The organism is Marinobacter sp. X15-166B (genome assembly GCF_001752365.1).
Taxonomy (GTDB): domain Bacteria; phylum Pseudomonadota; class Gammaproteobacteria; order Pseudomonadales; family Oleiphilaceae; genus Marinobacter.
This window is the reverse complement of the sequence record NZ_MEIY01000001.1, coordinates 1343958-1361338: the sequence shown is the minus strand read 5'-3', so window position 1 is coordinate 1361338 and position 17381 is coordinate 1343958. Positions and strand designations below refer to the sequence as shown.

Here is a 17381-nt window from a genome sequence, read left to right as displayed (position 1 = left end):
CCCTGCAGATGAACCTGAGCACCGACACCATTGCCGCCATTGCCACCGCACCGGGTCAGGCCGGTGTCGGGATCGTGCGCGTGTCCGGCCCCCGGGCACTGGCCATTGCCACCGCCATGCTCGGGTTTGCCCCACAACCCCGCTACGCCCATTACGGCGCCTTTCGGGACGGCGAAGGGGGGCTGATCGACGAGGGTATTGGCTTGTTTTTCCCCAACCCCCACTCGTTCACCGGCGAAGACGTGCTGGAACTTCAGGGCCACGGCGGCACCGTCATTCTGGACATGCTGCTGCGCGAAGTGTGCAATCAGGGGGCGCGGCTGGCCCGGCCGGGGGAGTTCTCGGAGCGCGCCTTTTTGAACGACAAACTTGACCTCACCCAGGCCGAGGCCATTGCCGATTTGATCGAAAGCAGTTCCGAACAGGCCGCTCGCTGCGCCATGCGTTCCCTGCAGGGAGAGTTTTCCCGGCGCATCGACGCCCTGGTGGACGCGTTGACCCGATTGCGCATCTATGTGGAAGCGGCCATCGACTTCCCCGAAGAAGAGATTGATTTTCTCGCCGACGGCAAGGTCTCTGCGGATCTGGACAGCATCACCCGGGATCTGCAGCTGATTCTGGCGGAGGCGCAACAAGGCACCATCCTGCGGGACGGCATGAAAGTGGTGATTGCCGGCCGTCCCAACGCTGGCAAATCCAGTCTGCTCAACGCCCTGGCGGGTCGGGAAGCGGCCATCGTAACGCCCATTGAAGGCACCACCCGGGACGTACTGCGGGAACACATTCATATCGATGGCATGCCCCTGCACATCATCGACACTGCCGGCTTGCGGGACAGTCCCGATGCGGTGGAGCAGATCGGCATTGCCCGGGCCTGGGAGGAAATCCGCCAGGCGGACCGCATTTTGCTGATGGTGGATGCCACCACCACCGCGGAAACCGAGCCCCACGACATCTGGCCCGATTTTATCGACCACCTGCCGGAGTCCGCGCCGGTCACCGTGGTGCGCAACAAGGTGGATCTGACCGGGGAGCCGGTGGGGCTGACGAACACGGCGTCGGGACCGGTGCTGCGTCTGGCGGCCAAATCCGCCGCAGGTCTGGACGCGCTGCGCGATCACCTGAAACAGTGCATGGGCTTTGCCAGCACCACCGAAGGCGGCTTTCTGGCCCGTCGCCGCCACCTGGATGCGCTGGAGCGCGCCCAGGCGTCGGTGTGGCAGGGGCGCGCACAGTTGGAGGGCTATGGTGCCGGCGAGTTGCTGGCCGAAGACCTGCGCGCCGCTCAGGATGCCCTGGGGGAAATCACCGGGACGCTGACCCCGGATGATCTGCTGGGCAAGATTTTCAGCAGTTTTTGCATCGGAAAGTAAATCGCTACCAAACTGGCCAAGAACACGGCCGACATTCCTGCATTCCTGCACCACAGGCCTGCGCTGGTCAGATATCCACAAGCTGGTATGGGGTGAGATAGAGGAATTCGGCGGTGATCATTACCGCATTATTTTACGGCAAACAAAATTGGTGAATGTACGACGCCATAAGAACGTGGCTACGGTAGCGCTGGCGAATAAAAATGCCCGGATTGTGTGGGCCTTGTTGGCGCATGATAGCGAATTCCAAGCTGATTACGCTGGAGCATAATCAACTCGGCCAGTGAGAGCACAGAACCAAATGTTGATAGAGGTATAGCTCGTCGATTGCTCTGGTAATCAATGATGATGGAAAACAGGTTAGACCGCGGTCGGCAAAGCCCGTAATCCCCCCCTGTGCGATGAGTGCGAAAAAACGATTGGGGCACCGGCCAGCACATTCCATCAGGGACAGTGGGTGAACCACAGAGAAAGTCCGAATGTACGGGGGCAATCTTTGCCTAATGTCATATTCGTTGAAGACTTGGCAAGCCGGGAGCGTCCATGTAGGGGGATTACAGCTGCTTTACCCAAGTGAAAAAAACTGGTACCGGTAACATCTCTTATGCCAGCTCTTTGTAGATTTCCAGAAGAACGGGAAGCGCGGCGGAATCAAGTTATTTTTCAGGCTTGCTTCATCGGCAGAACGTGAGGCTTTACAGGTTTCACGTTCTTAGCTTCTTGTTCATAGGCACGATGACGCACATCCCATAATTCAACTGCGTGCTGAATGTTCAGCCAAAACTCCGGTGTATTTCCCAGAGCCGCTGCCAGTTTGATGGCCATGGGCGCGGTCAAGGTGCCTTTGTCGTGAACAATCCGGCTGAGGGTATTTCTGTGCACACCCATGGCTTCTGCCAGCTCACTGATTTCTATGTTCATCGGCTCCAGGAACTCGGTGACCAGCATTTGGCCCACGGTCACCGGACGACGTTTTGTAGTTCTCATAACTATAACCTCCACTAACCCTTGTACGTATGTGGGTCCAGGTACGTATCCAGGGCGGTGCTGTCTTCCCAGCGAAAGATCAGGCGATACTGTTTGTTTACCCTAATGGAACACCATCCAGACAGGTTTCCCTGTAAATGCTCAAACCGGTTACCCGGCGGAATCCTCAAGTCTGACTCCTGCGTTGCGGCATCCAGAATCTGGATCTTCCTAAAGAGGGCACCTTCAATGGTGCTGGGTATTTTCTTATGGCTCCGGTCTTGCTCGTAGAAAGCTTCCAGCCACGCATCCCTGAATTCAACCGCCATAGTTACCTGATCACTTTTTATTCATTGTATGCACAACGCCTTTGTGCGTCAATGCTGTTTAAATGAGAACGAATCCGTTTAGAAAACGATGTTACTATAGCTAGAGCTGGTATGAAGGCGCTATGAGTCGGTCTCAATGCTCGGATTTTACAATTGAAACAGATACAGGGTTCCCAGTTTCCCACTTATCCCGGTTTGGAATTGGGTGGTCAGGAACCGGTTCTGAAAAAACTTATAAACATTTACACTTTTTTCGCAGTTTTTTGCACTCCGTATGTGCTCCAAAATATCTATAACTTATTGTTTTTATTTGGGTTGTTAGATTCTGTATCGGCAAGTGACGCTCATCCCGACCACCGGCAGGCTCCACCTTTCCCTTCTCTAGCGAAGAACCCGGCCGCCGTTGTAACGCCCCCTCCGTGGCAGCCTCATCAGCATTCTGTCATCAAGCGTTAACATCCCAACCCTATATTGCCCTCCAACACCAAGGGGGGCCATTCCAGGTCCAGTCATCCACCATCAAAACAGCGCACGGGCGGCTCGGGTCAAATCAGCGGGTAGACGGTGGCGCGCCAGAAATACCCTTTGCGACTGTCCGATGAGAGTAACAATGATGTTTAAACAACGTTTATTAAAGTGGGCTTCAGTCATGGCGGTAACCGCAAGTGTCCTGGGCGCTGCCGTTGCCCAGGCAGCCGATGCCATCTGCTACAACTGCTCGCCCCACTGGGCGGATTGGGGCACTCAGCTCAGGGTGATCAAGCACGAGCTGGGGTACGTCGTGCCGTTTGACAACAAGAACTCCGGACAGACCCTGTCGCAGCTGCTGGCTGAGCAGAACAACCCGGTGGCTGATGTGGCCTACTACGGTGTGTCTTTCGGCATTACCGCAGCAGGCAAGGGCGTGACTGAAGCCTACCAGCCCGCTAATTGGGAGCAAATCCCCACCGGGTTGAAAGACCCTGACGGCGAGTGGTTCACCATCCATTCCGGCACCATTGGTTTGTTCGTTAATGTGGATGCGCTGGAGGGCAAGCCGGTGCCGAAGAGCTGGCAGGATCTGCTTGATCCGATCTACAAGGGAATGGTGGGGTATCTGGACCCGACCAGTGCCTTTGTTGGTTATGCCGGTGCGGTGGCCATCAATGGTGCACTGGGCGGCGATCTGGATAACTTCGAACCGGCTCTGAACTATTTCGCCCAGCTGCAGCAGAATCGGCCGATCGTACCCAAACAAACCTCCTATGCCCGGGTGATCTCCGGTGAGATCCCGATCCTGCTGGATTACGACTTCAACGCCTACCGCGCGAAATACAAGGACGGTGCCAACATCGAGTTTGTCATCCCTGCAGAGGGCAGTGTTGTTGTCCCCTACGTGATGAGCCTGGTGAAAAACTCTCCCAACCCGGAAAAGGGTCGCCGGATTCTGGATTTCGTGCTATCCGACAAGGGACAGGCGGTGTGGGCCCAGGCGTTCCTGCGCCCGGTTCGCCCCGACACCATGCCGGATGAGGTGAAGGCCAAATTTCTGCCCGAATCCGAGTATGCCCGGGCAGTCGCCGTCGATTACAAGAAAATGGCCGAAGTACAGAGCAGTTTTCAGAGACGGTACCTTGATCGGCTGAACTGATCGAGACTCTGTCCCGAAGGCGGGGGCCAAGCCCCCTCTTATTTTGCTCTGTGACCATCTTCTGTTGAGAAACCCTATGTTCACCCGACTGACACCTTCCCTGATTGTGATGATGCTACCGGTGCTCATCATAACCTGCGCCTTTTTGCTGATTCCCATGGGTAAATTGATCCTGATCTCCACCGGCGGTGACGACGGTGTGGTGATTTACTGGCAGGCGCTCACCGACAGCCGCTACCTGACCAGTCTGCTGGAAACGCTGATGCTGTCGGTAGCAACCACCCTGGTGACCTTGGCCATCGCGGTGGTGAGCGGCTTGTTTTTGGCCCGCAATCACTTTCCCGGTAAGTCGGTACTGGTTTCCCTGCTGACCTTCCCTTTGGCTTTCCCCGGCGTCGTGGTCGGCTTTCTGGTGATCATGCTGGGCGGTCGTCAGGGGCTGAGCGCCGAACTGGGTCTGCTGATAGACGGCACGCGCTGGACCTTTGCCTATTCTGTCGTCGGGCTGTTTGTGGGGTATGTCTACTTTTCCATTCCCCGTGTCTTGCTGACGGTCATAGCCGCGGTCGAGAAAATGGATCACCAGCTTGAAGAGGCCGCTCGCTCGCTCGGCGCATCGCGCACCAGAGTTTTCCTTGATGTGGTCCTTCCGGCGCTGAAGCCAGCACTGATTGCCAGTGGCGCAATCTGCTTTGCAACCTCCATGGGCGCTTTCGGCACCGCGTTTGCGTTGGCCAGCGGTATCAACGTGATGCCGATGACGATCTACACCGAATTCACCCTGGGCGCCAATCTCGCCATGGCGGCGACGCTGAGCATCATCCTCGGCCTGATCACCTGGTTGGCGTTGCTGCTGGCACGCTCTGTTTCGGGTGCCACTGCCAGCCCCGCCGCCTGAGGTTATTATGATGCATCGAAGTCTGTTCTATTACTTGCAGCTGGGCTTCACCCTGCTGATCTGTGCGTTTCTGGTGGTGCCGGTACTGATGTCGGTCACGGCCGGGTTGACCAGCAACTACTTTCAGGGGCTGTCCAGTGGTTTGACCCTGCGCTGGGTTGAAGAGGTGTTGGCACTCTACAGCGAGACCATCTGGCTGACGGTGCGCCTGGCGCTGGCAACCCTGCTGGTGAACCTGATGGTGGGGGTGCCGGCCGCCTATTTTCTGGCCTGTTCCGCCAGCCGCTGGGCGCGCGTGTTTGAGGAGTTACTCGTGCTACCGGTGGCGATTCCCGGTTTGGCGATCGCACTGGCGCTGATTATTGCCTACGGCGGCGTTCATGGGTTGCGCACCAGCTGGTTGTTCATACTCATAGGGCATGTACTCTACACCCTGCCGTTCATGGTAAAGGCCGTGCTGGCGGTTCTGCACAGCATCAATTTCAGGCAGCTTGAAGAGGGCGCAGCGAGTCTGGGGGCCGGTTTTTATCGTCGCTTTTTTGACGTGGTCGTGCCCAACTGTAAGGGCGGCATCATCAGTGGTGCGCTGATGACCCTCACTCTGTCGGTGGGCGAGTTCAACCTCACCTGGATGTTGCACACACCGCTCACCAAAACTCTGCCCGTTGGCTTGGCCGATGCGTATGCGTCCATGCGATTAGAGATCAGCAGCGCCTACACCCTGATCTTCCTGGTTCTGCTGCTGCCGCTGATGATTGGCGTGCAATGGAGCGGTTCCCGGTTTCGACACAAGCGTCCAGGCAGGCGAAAAGAGTCCGGCCTGACAAAAAGTGTCCGCTTTCGCAAACAGCGCCCGACGGCGCCAACAGTATCCGGCAAAGACTTACCTTTTCACACTTCTACGGGAATTAATTAATGAACACCCATGACCATGGTGCGTCCATTCGCCTCGAAAACTGTAAGAAAACCTTTGCTGACGGCACCCTGGCGTTGCACCCGTTAGATCTGTCGGTGCCTGCCGGGGAAACCCTGGTGCTGCTGGGGCCCTCAGGTTGCGGCAAGACCACCACGCTCCGCTTGATCGCTGGACTGGAGTTTCCCGATGAGGGTGGGCGCATACTCTTTGATGAAGAAGAGGTTACCCGACAGTCAATTGAACAGCGCCATGTGGGCATGGTGTTTCAGTCTTATGCGCTGTTCCCGAATATGACGGTCGCTCAAAACGTGGGCTACGGTTTGAAGGTGCAGAAAGAGCAACCCACCGTGATCAATCAGCGCGTCCGTGAGATGTTGGAGATGATGGAACTGGGGGCGTTGGCGCACCGCTACATCGACCAGTTGTCCGGTGGCCAGCGTCAGCGGGTGGCGCTGGCCCGGGCCATCATCACCCGTCCCCGTGTGTTGTTGCTGGACGAGCCACTGACCGCGCTGGATGCCATTTTGCGAGACCGGTTGCGTGCGGATATAAACGCTCTGCTGCGCCAGTTGGGGGTGACCGCCATTTACGTCACCCATGATCAGGAGGAGGCGATGGCACTGGGCGACCGTATCGTCGTGATGGAGCAGGGTCGGGTGTCCCAGATCGGCACACCGAAACAGATCTACTTCTCGCCGCAGAATGATTTTGTTGCTGATTTTATTGGACAGATCAATACCTTCGAGGGTCCTGTCAGTAACCGTAGCATGCAGTTGCCCGGTGGGGTCTTGCATGGAGCTGCATTGGCCGATGGGCATGGCCGCATCTATTGCCGCCCAGAAGATATCCAACTCACCAACAACGCCAGCGGCGGTATCAGGGGCGTGGTGCACCAGTCCCAGTTTATCGGTGACCGAAATCGGGTGTGGGTGAAGGGGGCCAGCCATGAATTGGTGATTGTTGATAGCGATGGGCGCTCCGAGTTCAGCGTAGGGCAGCCAGTGGGACTGCAGATCCGACCCGAACAGTTGATTGTGCTAGACGCTCAGTCGGAGAGGGCCTGAATGCTTATTGCGCAACTGACGGATCTGCATATCAAGGCGGGCGGTAAAACCGCTTACGCCGGCAAAGTCGATACCTTCGCCAAGCTGGAGCGTGCTGTCGCCCACCTCAACGGGATGCGCCCGCAACCGGACGTGGTCCTTATCACGGGTGATATCGGGGACTTCGGCCTGGAAGCGGAATACCGGCAGGCGCGTCTGGCACTGGATGGTCTGCAGATGCCCTTCTATCTGGTACCGGGTAACCATGATGAGCGGGGTGAACTCAGAAAAGCGTTTCCTGACCATGACTACTTGTTCCGCCACAACTCGCATCTCAGTTACACCATCGACGATTTTCCGGTGCGTCTGGTTGGGTTGGATACCAGTGTACCGGGGAAACCATACGGGCTGATTGAGGCGGAACGGCGCGAGTGGCTGGACGCAGCATTGCGTGAAAAGCCGCAGCAACGCTCGCTGCTGTTTATGCACCATCCACCGGTGGCGGTCGGACTGAATCATATGGATGTGCAGCGGCTCAACGGTGCCGGTGAACTGGCCAGGGTGTTAAACCAGCATCGACAGGTAGAACTGATCCTGTGCGGCCACCTGCACCGCCCGGTCGAGTTCATCTGGTGCGGCAGACCAGTGTATGTTGGTTCGGCGCACAACCATGCGGTTACGCTGGACTTGAACCCAAAGGCACCACCCTCCTTTACGCTGGAGGCGGCGATGATCCGGTTACTCTATCTGCACCCACAGAGCGGCATCATTGTGAGTCACCAGAGCCATGTCGATGCCTGCGATGGCCCCCACCCTTTTTTTGATCAACACGGCCGGTTAATCGATTGATGAACGCGAGCAGCAGCGCACGCGCTAAATTTCAATAAACTCGCTAAATTACTCTCTAAAAAAAACCGGCTCCCTGTTACCAGAGAGCCGGTTTTTCTAAACGGGGGGGTTACACCCGCTCACCGTCGATGCGGTCACCTTCCACCCAGCAGGCGTGGGCGCCAATCGGGATCCGGTGGGGCAGGATAATCCGCGCGATCGGGCCGCGGCTGATGTCCTTGGCGTCCAGAATCACGCACTCGGACTGGTCCTCGATCATGTCGGTCACCAGCGTGATTACGTAGCCGTCGTCCTCGTCAACCGCACCTTCACGCAGCGCCACATGGGCTTCACTGCCGCACCGGCCTTCACCGAACTCGTAGCGTTGGGTGGTGTTGGACAGCAGGTCGAACTTCTTCAAACCCTTCAGCCACCAGGGCTTGTCGCCAAACAGGGCGTTGTAGCTGTAACGGTAGGGCTTGCCGACGTATTCGTTGTTCACGGTCGGAAATTCGGTGACCTCGTCGTCCAGATACTCTTCTCTGGTTTTGCCGGTTTTCATGTTGAAGGCCCAGCGATGCATGCGGTAGCGGGTCGCGGACTTGTCGAACTGATTGACCATCTTCTGGATGGCGTCGTGGTCCTGCTTACCGACCGCCGGCTTGCGCGGGTTGGTGGTGATGCAGCCTTCCATGATGACTTCATCGCCTTTCTCGTAGCAGTTGGACAGGTGCAAAATGAAGCAGGGGGTGGCTTCAAACCACTTCACGTCCTCGTTGGTACCGTGGCGCGGGATGATGCCAAAGCGCGCCGGCATGTCGTCGAAGAAGGTGACTTTGCGCTCACCCTTGGCCAGCAGTTCCGGATCAAAAATAAACGGCAGGTCGTGCAAGATGGAGTAGTTCTTGGTGACCCCCAAATCGTGGGGCCAGCGAATACCCGGCAGTTCAATCGGTACGTAATGCTTCAGGTTGCTGTTGCTGTCCAGCACCCCGTAATGCATGTACGGGGGGCGCTCACTGAAGTTGAAGAACATCAGTTCGCCGGTGTCGTTGTCTACCTTGTAGTGAGAGCAGATACCGCCGTCCTGGGCAATTTTCAGGTTCCAGTGGTCCGGCTCGGCCGGATCGAGGGTCCGCGGGTCCAGCTGGTTCAGTTCACTGCACTGCGACATGGTGGCAATCAGTTTGCCGGCGTGGCAGATCACATCGGTACCGGCGTTGTCTTTCATCGCACCGATGCTGCCCCAACCGCGGCGGCTGCCCAGGTGGGGTTCGAGCATGCCCGGCCACAGGGATTTTCCGGCACCCTGTTCGGCCAAAAAGCCGGTGGTGCGCACAAAACGGTTACGGTATTCGGCCTTGCCGTTCTCGAAATGCACCGCGTGCAGCATGCCGTCGCCGTCGAAGCTGTGGTAAACCCCCAGCGGCTCGTGCACCTGGTTGTGGCCGTTACGCACGTAGATACCGTGCAGATCTTTGGGAATTTCACCGATGACCTTGAGACTGTCCGTGGTGGCCGTGTACTCCTTACCGACCGAGGTAAAATGGTCACGCAGGAACGGGTTCTGGTTATCTTCCCGTATGGTAATTTTGATCTCATTTTCAAGCTTTATCATTGTTTCGCCTCGTGCTCAGTATGAATTCACCCGGAGGTTGGTCACCTCTCACACACCCGGTCGTTACGGAGTTCCCACGTACCGAATGACGTCCAACAGATTCCACGACACTGACAGCCCCCCATAGAGGTAAAGGCTGCGCGTCTGCCATCGAAATTCAAACTTAGTACTAATGACTACCTATGTCAATAATTACACATGGTGCGGGGTAGCCTGCCAGCATTCAGTATCGGTGCTGGACTGCGGATGGTGGCTCTTTATATAGAACCATTAGATCTATCCGGCATTTTTCTGCGCCTGTCCAGTCTATCAGTATGTAACTTGCTGAAAATAAGCTAGAAACAATCAAGACTGAATTTGAAGAACTTCTGCGCGTAAACGGTCCGACCGCAAAATTGTTGACATGTGTCAAAATTTTCCTATCCTAGATCCAATCTGGCGGAGAGATTCAAGTGACTATCTGCATTCAGACACAGCATCAGTCCGGGGCTGAAGCACCCGGGCTTCGATGAACAGGCTGGCAGAAATACCGGATCGGTCAGATGAACGGCGCTGTCGCTGTCATGGTGGCTCAGTAAAAAAACAAATCAGAAGGTTATGCAAATGCGTATTAATAAGAATCGTCTCGTACTGGGAGTATCTGCGTATTCGGTTGCGCTGATGTTGTCGGGTGCTGCCCACGCGGTAAGCTGGGAAGTAGGAGACACTAAAGTTGATCTGTACGGGTACGTCAAACTGGACGCGACCTACGACGTGGACGCCTATCTGGGCCCCGCGGTTCTCCGCTCCAACATCCGTTACGACGGGGTTGACGGCTCCGACGGCCACCTCAATTTTCACGCCAACCAGAGCCGGATCGGCACCAAAACCACCACCCCCATGGCTCACGGTGGCCCGCTGACCACGGTGATTGAGTTCGATTTCTACGGCGATGCCCTGGGTAAAGAAACCAGCTCGCAGAAACTGCGCCTGCGCCACGCCTACGCGTCCTGGAACGGCCTGCTGGCCGGTCAGACCACCTCCAACTTCGGTCCGGAAAACGCGTACATGCCCACCCTGGATTTCTACGGCCAGGCGGGTGGCCCCAACGGCCGGGTGCCGCAAATCCGGTACACCATGGACAAGTTTTCGGTGTCGCTGGAAGACCCGGAAGTGGCCGGTGGGGGTACACCACTTGACGCCGCAGGGGACGACTCTAAAAGCGATCTGCCCAACTTGACCGCGGCCTACAACGGCAGGACCGACAATCTGCGTTACGTGGTCGCCGGTATCGCCCGCAAGCTGGTGTACTACGATGCGTCCACCAACAACGACGAGAGTGCCTTTGGCTGGGGCGCGCTGGTGCAGGCCGCCTACAACTTCCCCGGCACCGGGACCACGGTGCGCGCTGGGGTGACCCACGGAGACGGCATCGGCAAGGCGATTTATTTCAACTTCCACCAGCCCACTTACTACGATCCGGCCACCCAGAGCCTGGAAACCATTACCGCGACCGGCTTCAAAACCAGCATCAGTCAGCAGGTGGGCCCGGGTGCGATCAACCTCGGCTATAACCGGCTTGAAAACGACGTCGACGATGCGGTTGCGGCCGGCGTGATGTCGGCTGACAGCACCGACGAAGTGCAGACCAGCGTGTACCTGAACTACATCTGGAGCCCGGTCAAGCGGATCCGTTACGGTGTAGAGGTCGCCCATCACACCCGCGAAACCGTGAGCGGCAGGAAGGGCGATGCCACCCGCCTGCAGGGTTCGCTCCAGTACTTCTTCTGAGCCGACGCTGAATTGTTGTCTTCTCTTTCCCCGAAAGGTCTCCTTTCGGGGTTTTTTGTGTGCGCTGCCCGCGTAACCGGTGACGGTGCCCAACGGCAGGGTTTGCAGGGCAACAGCGGCGCCTGGCCCCCAAGGGGCCGGTTGCCGGTCAGGGCAGGGCGAACAACCGGGGGAGGCTAATACTCGCGGCCGGCGAGTCGCACCGGTGGATCAAACCGGAGAGGGTGGTTCTGCCTGAGCGCGTTTCCAGGCAATGGCGGGCTCTTCCAGAACCTCCTTGCACCATTTGATGTCTTCTTTGGTGACGGCAATGCGCCGCCGGGTCAGCAGGTAATTGCTGTGGTGCCAGCTGTAAAAATTGCGGATTTCGCTGGGAAAGGCGGTTTCCAGGGTCTGTTGGCGGTCAGTGAAGTATTGCAGCCGTTCGGTCAGGTAATCCAGCCGCTGCAGCACCAGCCGTTCGAGGGTTTCCGGCTCTTTAATCCACACGGAGAAAATCATCGACAGGAAGTCGTCGCGGATCACGGGAGGTTCCGGAGAGGTGTCCAGCCATTTTTTCAGCTTTTCCTTGCCGCTGGAGGTCACCGAATAGACTTTTTTATTGGGTCTGCCGGTCTGTAACACCTGACTGCTGCTGGCGTAACCATTTTTCTCGAGCTTGCTGAGAATCGGATAGATCTGACTGGATTTTGCCGGTCTGAACGAAGCCAGCTCCTTGACGATATCGTACCCGGAACGGGGCTCGCGCAGCAGAATACCCAAGACCAGATAGGTTGTTGTATTGAAGATCATATATAGGCCCGTATATGAATACAGCGTAGCGGTTACTTACTGATCTGCTCCAATAATAACGCAGAAAGTAGGTATCTTACCGACAATTACGCCGATTCTAGCGCTTCCCTACCTATATCGCTAGAAATAGCGTCAAAACAGGCGTGTGTGAAAATATGGATAACCGCCCCGCAGTGAAACCGCCAGTCTCCGGCAGTGCTGTGAGCAGATACAGCGTTGCGGCGCTGCAACATCGCTATGGCAGTCGCTGGCGCTGGTATGCCCTGCTTACCGTGATGGTCACGACCATGGCTACGGTCCTCAGCGCGACTTCGATCAATGTGGCGCTGGCCGACATCATGGTGACTTTCAACCTGAGCCAGGGGGAAGTTCACTGGCTGGCGACCGGCTACCTGGCCGCCATGACCGTCTCCATGTTGTGCGCCACCTGGGTGCTGGACCACGTGGGTATCCGTCGTGCGACCCTCATCTCCGTGCTGTTGTTTTCCGTGGCCTCTGTGGTCGGCGGGCTCAGTCAGCATACCGGGCAGCTGTTGGTGTCGCGGCTGGTGCTGGGCGCGCTCGCGGGGCTGATGCAACCCATGTCGATATTTCTGGTGTTCCGGGTGTTTCCGCCCCAGCAGCGGGGCACCGTGCTGGGGTTTTACGGCTTTGGCATTGTCCTGGCGCCGGCGCTGGGACCGGTCATCGGTGGGTTTCTGGTTGATTATTTCAGCTGGCGCTACGTGTTTTACGCCCCGGTGCCGGTGACCTTGATGGCGGCCGTGCTCGCTTGGTATTTTCTGCCGGTCAAAGGCCCTCGCGAGCAACGCTACCGGTTTGATTTTGTGGGATGTGCGCTCTTGTCGGCGGTGCTGGTTATCAGTCTGTATATGCTGAATGACCTGCAATACCACCCGCTTTGGACGGCCCGCAGCATTATCCTGCTGGGTTTGTCACTGGTCAGTCTGGTGGCGTTTGTGGTCTACGAACGGTGGGTGGCGCATCCGTTGCTCAATCTGGCCCTGCTGTTCCGCCGGCAGTTTCTATACGCCAGTTGTGGCGCCCTGGGACTGGGGCTTACGATGTACGGGACCACCTACCTGATACCGGTATTTTCTCAGACCGCTCTTGCGTACACCCCGACGGATGCCGGCCTGCTGATGTTACCGGCCGGGGTGGTGCTCGGCGCCACCCTGTTACTGGGCAGCCGGCTCACCGACATCATGCTCTCCCGCAACCTGTTGCTTGCGGGTATGGTGCTGGTGGTGGTGTCGGCGCTGTTTTTTTCCCAGAGCGCGGTGGGGACCAGCTTTGTGTATCTGGCCACCTGTGCGGTGGTCAGCCGGTTGGGCATGGGGTTGTTGCTGCCCTCCGTATCCACCGGGGCGTTGAACCAGCTCAGCCCGGACGAACTCAGTGATGGCTCCGCCACCATCAGCTTTGTCCGTCAGGTGGGCGGCGCCTACGGGATCAATATCATTGCGCTGCTCATCACCAAAACCGAGGGGGTGTCGGCCCAACTGCTGCCCCTGTCGGAATTCAGCATCGCCTGGCTGTTTATGGCGGTGGCGCTCATCGCCATGTTGCTGCCGGTGTCGCGGTTACGTAACTGACTCGGCGGCGCGTTCCGCCGGTGCGTGGCTGAATCCGCTGGCGAACCGGGTGCGCAGGAACTGCACCAGCAAACCGACCGCCCGGGGGACGTGGGCGGCGTAAGGGCGGATGGCGTATAGCTGTTCTGCGAAAGACTCCACCGGCTTCCATTCTGGCAGCACCTCCGTCAAGGCGCCGGTCGCCAGCGCCCGTTGGGCACTGAAATCCGGTATCACCGCCAACCCCAGCCCCGCGCCTGCGGCGTCTCGCAGCGCCTCGCTGTTGTTCGCCGAGAAGGGGCCCGAAACCGGCACGGTGAGGGGGTCCGCCCGAGAACCCGCGTCTTGGTTGGTTTGCACGAAATGCCACACCGTATCACCGCCGGGCCGGGGATAGTGCAGGCAGGCATGACGGCTCAGCTCGTTGGGGTGTGTCAGCGGGGCGCTGCGCTCCAGATAGCTGGGGCTGGCTACCAACACGGACCGGGTGTGGCTGAGCAACCAGGCCACGTGAGTGTCGGGCGGAGCGTGGGTGTGGCGGATGGCCAGATCGAACCCCTCCATGGCCAGTGAACTCAGACGGTCAGACAGATCCAGTTCGATGCGCACCCCCGGATAGGTGGCCAGAAAATCGGCAATCGGGGTCAGCAACTGCTGTCGGGCAAAGGCGACCGGTGCGGTCACCCGGAGTTTTCCGCTCGGCTCATCGGCCAGATCACTGACCCGGGCAAAGTGGCTGAAAATCTGGTCGAACGGCATTTTAATGCCGTCCACCAGTTGCTGCCCCGCTTCGGTCAGCCGGACGCTGCGGGTGGTGCGTTGTACCAGAGGCAAACCCGCAAGGCGCTCAAGTTCGGTGATGTGCTGGCTCATGGAGGCTTTGCTGACCCCCAGACGGCTGGCCGCCGCGGTGTAGGTGCCCTGTTCTGCCAGGACCGTCAACCAGTGCAGGTGAGTCCACAGGCGGTGCCTGGTTTGCGCTTCCATATTTCACAAGATTCCCGATTGATTGTTCAAAATACTAAACAGTTCGTTCAGTGTAGCGATATTGTTTTAGCCGCCGCAACTTCTAGACTGGGGTTCTACATTTTATTTTGGCAGGAAGGACCACCATGACCCACATCCGTGCAATCGATCATTTCATTAACGGCACCCCCGTCAGCAACCGGTCCGGCCGCGTCCATCCGGTGACCAACCCCGCCACCGGTCAGGTTACCGGGCACGCCGGACTGGCGGATGAGGCGCAGGTCAATGAAGCGGTGGCGGCCGCCGCCGCGGCCTTTCCGGCCTGGTCAGAAACCCCGCCAATCCGCCGCGCACGGGTGCTGTTCAAATTTCTGGCGCTGTTGAACGAGCACAAAGAAGAACTCGCTCATTTGATCACCGCCGAGCATGGCAAGGTGTTCAGTGACGCGCTGGGCGAAGTGACCCGCGGCATCGATATTGTCGAGTTTGCCTGCGGCATTCCCCAGCTGCTCAAGGGGGATTACACCGATCAGGTGTCCACCGGCATCGACAACTGGACCCTGCGCCAGCCTCTGGGCGTGGTCGCCGGGGTGACGCCGTTCAACTTTCCGGTGATGGTGCCCATGTGGATGTTCCCGGTGGCCATTGCCGCAGGTAACACCTTTGTGTTGAAGCCCAGCCCGACCGACCCCACGCCCGCACTGCGGGTGGCAGAGTTGTTCACCGAGGCAGGGCTGCCGGACGGGGTGTTCAATGTGATTCAGGGCGACAAGTCCGCGGTGGACGCATTGCTGGAGCACCCCGAGGTGCAGGCGGTCAGTTTTGTCGGCTCCACGCCGATCGCCAACCATATCTATGAAACCGGCGCGCGCCAGGGTAAACGGGTGCAGGCGTTGGGTGGCGCCAAAAACCACATGGTGGTCATGCCCGATGCGGATATCGAACAGGCAGTGGATGCATTGATTGGCGCAGGTTTCGGTTCCGCCGGTGAGCGCTGCATGGCGATCAGCGTTGCGGTTCTGGTGGGCGACGTGGCCGACCGGGTGATGCCGGAACTGATCCGCCGGACCCGGGCCCTGAAGGTACGCCATGGCGAAGATCCGGCCGCGGAAATGGGCCCGATTGTTACCCGCGCGGCGCACGACCGTATCAGCACTTATATCGCCAAAGGGGTTGAGGAGGGCGCGGAGCTGCTGGTGGATGGGCGGGACTTTGACAACGCCTCAGCGGGCACCGGGTGTGAAGACGGTTTCTGGATGGGCGGTACCCTGTTCGATCATGTCTCCCCGGAAATGAGCATCTATAAAGAAGAAATATTCGGCCCGGTGCTGGCCTGTGTGCGGGTGCCGGATATGGCGCAGGCCCTGCAGCTGATCAACGACCATGAATTTGGCAATGGCGTGGCCTGTTTCACCAGCGACGGCAATCTGGCCCGGGAGTTCTCCCGCCAGGTGCAGGTGGGCATGGTCGGGATCAACGTTCCCATCCCGGTGCCCATGGCGTGGCATGGTTTCGGCGGCTGGAAGAAAAGTCTGTTCGGCGATACCCATGCGTACGGCGAGGAGGGGGTGCGCTTTTACACCAAACAGAAGTCCATCATGCAGCGCTGGTCTGCCTCCATTGGCAAAGGGGCGGAGTTCAGCATGCCCACCGCCAAGTAAACAGCGGACGGTGCCGGAGCAACGCCGATTTCGGGTTTTGCTCCGGCAACCGGTTGCCCATGGTTATGGGCGCAAGGTGCGCCTCACAGGTGTTCGGTGAACCACGCGCATGCGGCCTTGCTGGCTTCAGGGAACGATTCGTCGTAGGGGGTGAAGTGCCCCCCCGGAATGGTTACCAGTTTCTTTGGGAGCCCGGCCGCCTCGTAGGCCTCCAGCGCCAGATCGGTGGGGGTGATCTGGTCGTTTTCCGCGACCACGATGAGCAGCGGCGCGGGACTGATTTCACCGATGTAACACCCCGGCTCGTACGCGCGGAACAGTTCCATGGATTGCAAGGTCACCCCGTTGACCCAGGTGGGGGATTGCTTGCCTTGATCCAGATACCAGGCCACGGCGTCCGGATGGGAATAGACCGGGTTGTCGGCGGCCTGTGTGGACACCAGGGTACGCATGGTGGCGGGCTTTCCGTCCAGCAGGTCGAGGCGTTCCTGCGCAAACGCGGCTTCGAGCACTTGCGCGCTGTCCGGGGTCATGCGGCGTTTGAAGGCTTTGCTGCCACTGATGGTGGGCACCTGGGAGACCACACATTTAACCCGTTTGTCGGTGGCGGCCAGCATCAGCACATGGCCGCCGCTGTAACTGGTTCCCCAGACACCGATGCGGTTGCGGTCCACTTCCGGACGGCTGGTGGCGTAGGTGATGGCGTGGCGGTAATCGTCCACCTGACGGAACGGGTCAATGTGCTGGCGCGTCAGCCCGGTGCTGGCACCCAGCCCCTGATAATCGAACACCAGCACGGCAAAGCCAGCCCCGGCAAAGGACCGGGCAAACCGGTCCAGGCCCATGTCCTTGGTCGCGGCGTAGCCGTGGGCCATGACAATGCAGGGCGACGGGACTGTCTCGCGGGTCTCGTCGGGAAGGTAAAACCAGCCCCGGATTACGCCTGTATCCACTTTAAATTCAATGTCTTGTCGATTCATCGGAACCCCCGTACCTGTGCAAAAAACGCTCTCTGTC

Annotated in this window: 14 protein-coding genes and 3 pseudogenes; 11 read left to right on the top strand and 6 right to left on the bottom strand. The window is 58.4% G+C overall.

All coding sequences use genetic code 11. The features are described 5' to 3' along the window. Positions 1 to 8: 8 nt before the first annotated feature. From mnmE to BG841_RS16840, 3 genes and pseudogenes are all read left to right on the top strand, one after another. Entirely contained in the window at positions 9 to 1373 is a 1365-nt protein-coding gene (mnmE, locus tag BG841_RS06450; protein ID WP_070056906.1) for a tRNA uridine-5-carboxymethylaminomethyl(34) synthesis GTPase MnmE, read from the top strand. 25 nt (positions 1374 to 1398) lie between these two features. After that, positions 1399 to 1530, top strand: a pseudogene (locus BG841_RS17695) (site-specific integrase); the annotation flags it as partial. A gap of 3 nt (positions 1531 to 1533) precedes the next feature. After that, positions 1534 to 1644 (top strand): annotated as a pseudogene (locus BG841_RS16840) (IS110 family transposase); the annotation flags it as partial. Between the two features lie 392 nt (positions 1645 to 2036). Here BG841_RS16840 and BG841_RS06445 read toward each other — a convergent pair. Then, positions 2037 to 2360: a HigA family addiction module antitoxin gene (locus tag BG841_RS06445; RefSeq protein WP_070056905.1), complete on the bottom strand. Its 324-nt coding sequence runs from the start codon at positions 2358 to 2360 to the stop codon at positions 2037 to 2039. 14 nt (positions 2361 to 2374) lie between these two features. Then, a complete protein-coding gene (locus tag BG841_RS06440; RefSeq protein WP_070056904.1) occupies positions 2375 to 2668 on the bottom strand; it encodes a type II toxin-antitoxin system RelE/ParE family toxin in 294 nt (97 codons plus the stop codon). Positions 2669 to 3317: 649 nt separating this feature from the next. Here BG841_RS06440 and BG841_RS06435 point away from each other — a divergent pair. The 5 genes and pseudogenes from BG841_RS06435 (at position 3318) to BG841_RS06415 (ending at position 8004) form a co-directional block, all read left to right on the top strand. Continuing rightward, entirely contained in the window at positions 3318 to 4298 is a 981-nt protein-coding gene (locus BG841_RS06435) for an ABC transporter substrate-binding protein (protein ID WP_198929165.1), read from the top strand. Positions 4299 to 4374: 76 nt separating this feature from the next. Beyond that, a complete protein-coding gene (locus tag BG841_RS06430) occupies positions 4375 to 5196 on the top strand; it encodes an ABC transporter permease (protein ID WP_070056903.1) in 822 nt (273 codons plus the stop codon). Positions 5197 to 5206: 10 nt separating this feature from the next. Next, a pseudogene (locus BG841_RS06425) lies at positions 5207 to 5977 on the top strand (ABC transporter permease); the annotation flags it as partial. A gap of 134 nt (positions 5978 to 6111) precedes the next feature. Then, positions 6112 to 7176, top strand: coding sequence for an ABC transporter ATP-binding protein (locus BG841_RS06420; protein WP_070056902.1), 1065 nt, complete (start codon positions 6112 to 6114; stop codon positions 7174 to 7176). Beyond that, positions 7177 to 8004, top strand: a complete 828-nt coding sequence (locus tag BG841_RS06415) for a phosphodiesterase (protein ID WP_070056901.1) — start codon at positions 7177 to 7179, stop codon at positions 8002 to 8004. Between the two features lie 109 nt (positions 8005 to 8113). Here the strand turns inward: BG841_RS06415 and BG841_RS06410 are convergent, their stop codons facing one another. Then, positions 8114 to 9601: a carotenoid oxygenase family protein gene (locus tag BG841_RS06410; protein ID WP_070056900.1), complete on the bottom strand. Its 1488-nt coding sequence runs from the start codon at positions 9599 to 9601 to the stop codon at positions 8114 to 8116. Between the two features lie 603 nt (positions 9602 to 10204). Between BG841_RS06410 and BG841_RS06405 the strand changes: the two genes are divergently transcribed. Next, the gene (locus BG841_RS06405) at positions 10205 to 11371 is read left to right on the top strand and encodes a DcaP family trimeric outer membrane transporter (protein WP_070056899.1); all 1167 of its coding nucleotides are present in this window, start codon (positions 10205 to 10207) and stop codon (positions 11369 to 11371) included. Between the two features lie 210 nt (positions 11372 to 11581). Here BG841_RS06405 and BG841_RS06400 read toward each other — a convergent pair whose 3' ends face one another. Further along, on the bottom strand, positions 11582 to 12163 hold the full coding sequence (locus BG841_RS06400) for a PadR family transcriptional regulator (protein WP_070056898.1): 582 nt from the start codon (positions 12161 to 12163) through the stop codon (positions 11582 to 11584). Between the two features lie 200 nt (positions 12164 to 12363). On the opposite strand from BG841_RS06400, the gene BG841_RS06395 reads away from it, so the two are divergent. After that, positions 12364 to 13758, top strand: coding sequence for a DHA2 family efflux MFS transporter permease subunit (locus BG841_RS06395; RefSeq protein WP_070058716.1), 1395 nt, complete (start codon positions 12364 to 12366; stop codon positions 13756 to 13758). Here BG841_RS06395 and BG841_RS06390 read toward each other — a convergent pair. After that, positions 13747 to 14724, bottom strand: a complete 978-nt coding sequence (locus BG841_RS06390) for a LysR family transcriptional regulator (RefSeq protein WP_070056897.1) — start codon at positions 14722 to 14724, stop codon at positions 13747 to 13749. The two genes, BG841_RS06395 and BG841_RS06390, sit on opposite strands and share 12 nt — an antisense overlap. A 125-nt stretch (positions 14725 to 14849) precedes the next feature. Here BG841_RS06390 and BG841_RS06385 point away from each other — a divergent pair, with 125 nt between their 5' ends. Beyond that, positions 14850 to 16364 (top strand): CoA-acylating methylmalonate-semialdehyde dehydrogenase, encoded by a 1515-nt coding sequence (locus BG841_RS06385; protein ID WP_070056896.1) that lies wholly within the window; start codon positions 14850 to 14852, stop codon positions 16362 to 16364. Positions 16365 to 16447: 83 nt separating this feature from the next. Here BG841_RS06385 and BG841_RS06380 read toward each other — a convergent pair whose 3' ends face one another. Further along, positions 16448 to 17344 carry an alpha/beta hydrolase gene (locus tag BG841_RS06380; RefSeq protein ID WP_070056895.1) on the bottom strand — a complete coding sequence of 299 codons (897 nt, stop codon included), beginning with the start codon at positions 17342 to 17344 and terminating at the stop codon, positions 16448 to 16450. Positions 17345 to 17381 lie beyond the last annotated feature (37 nt).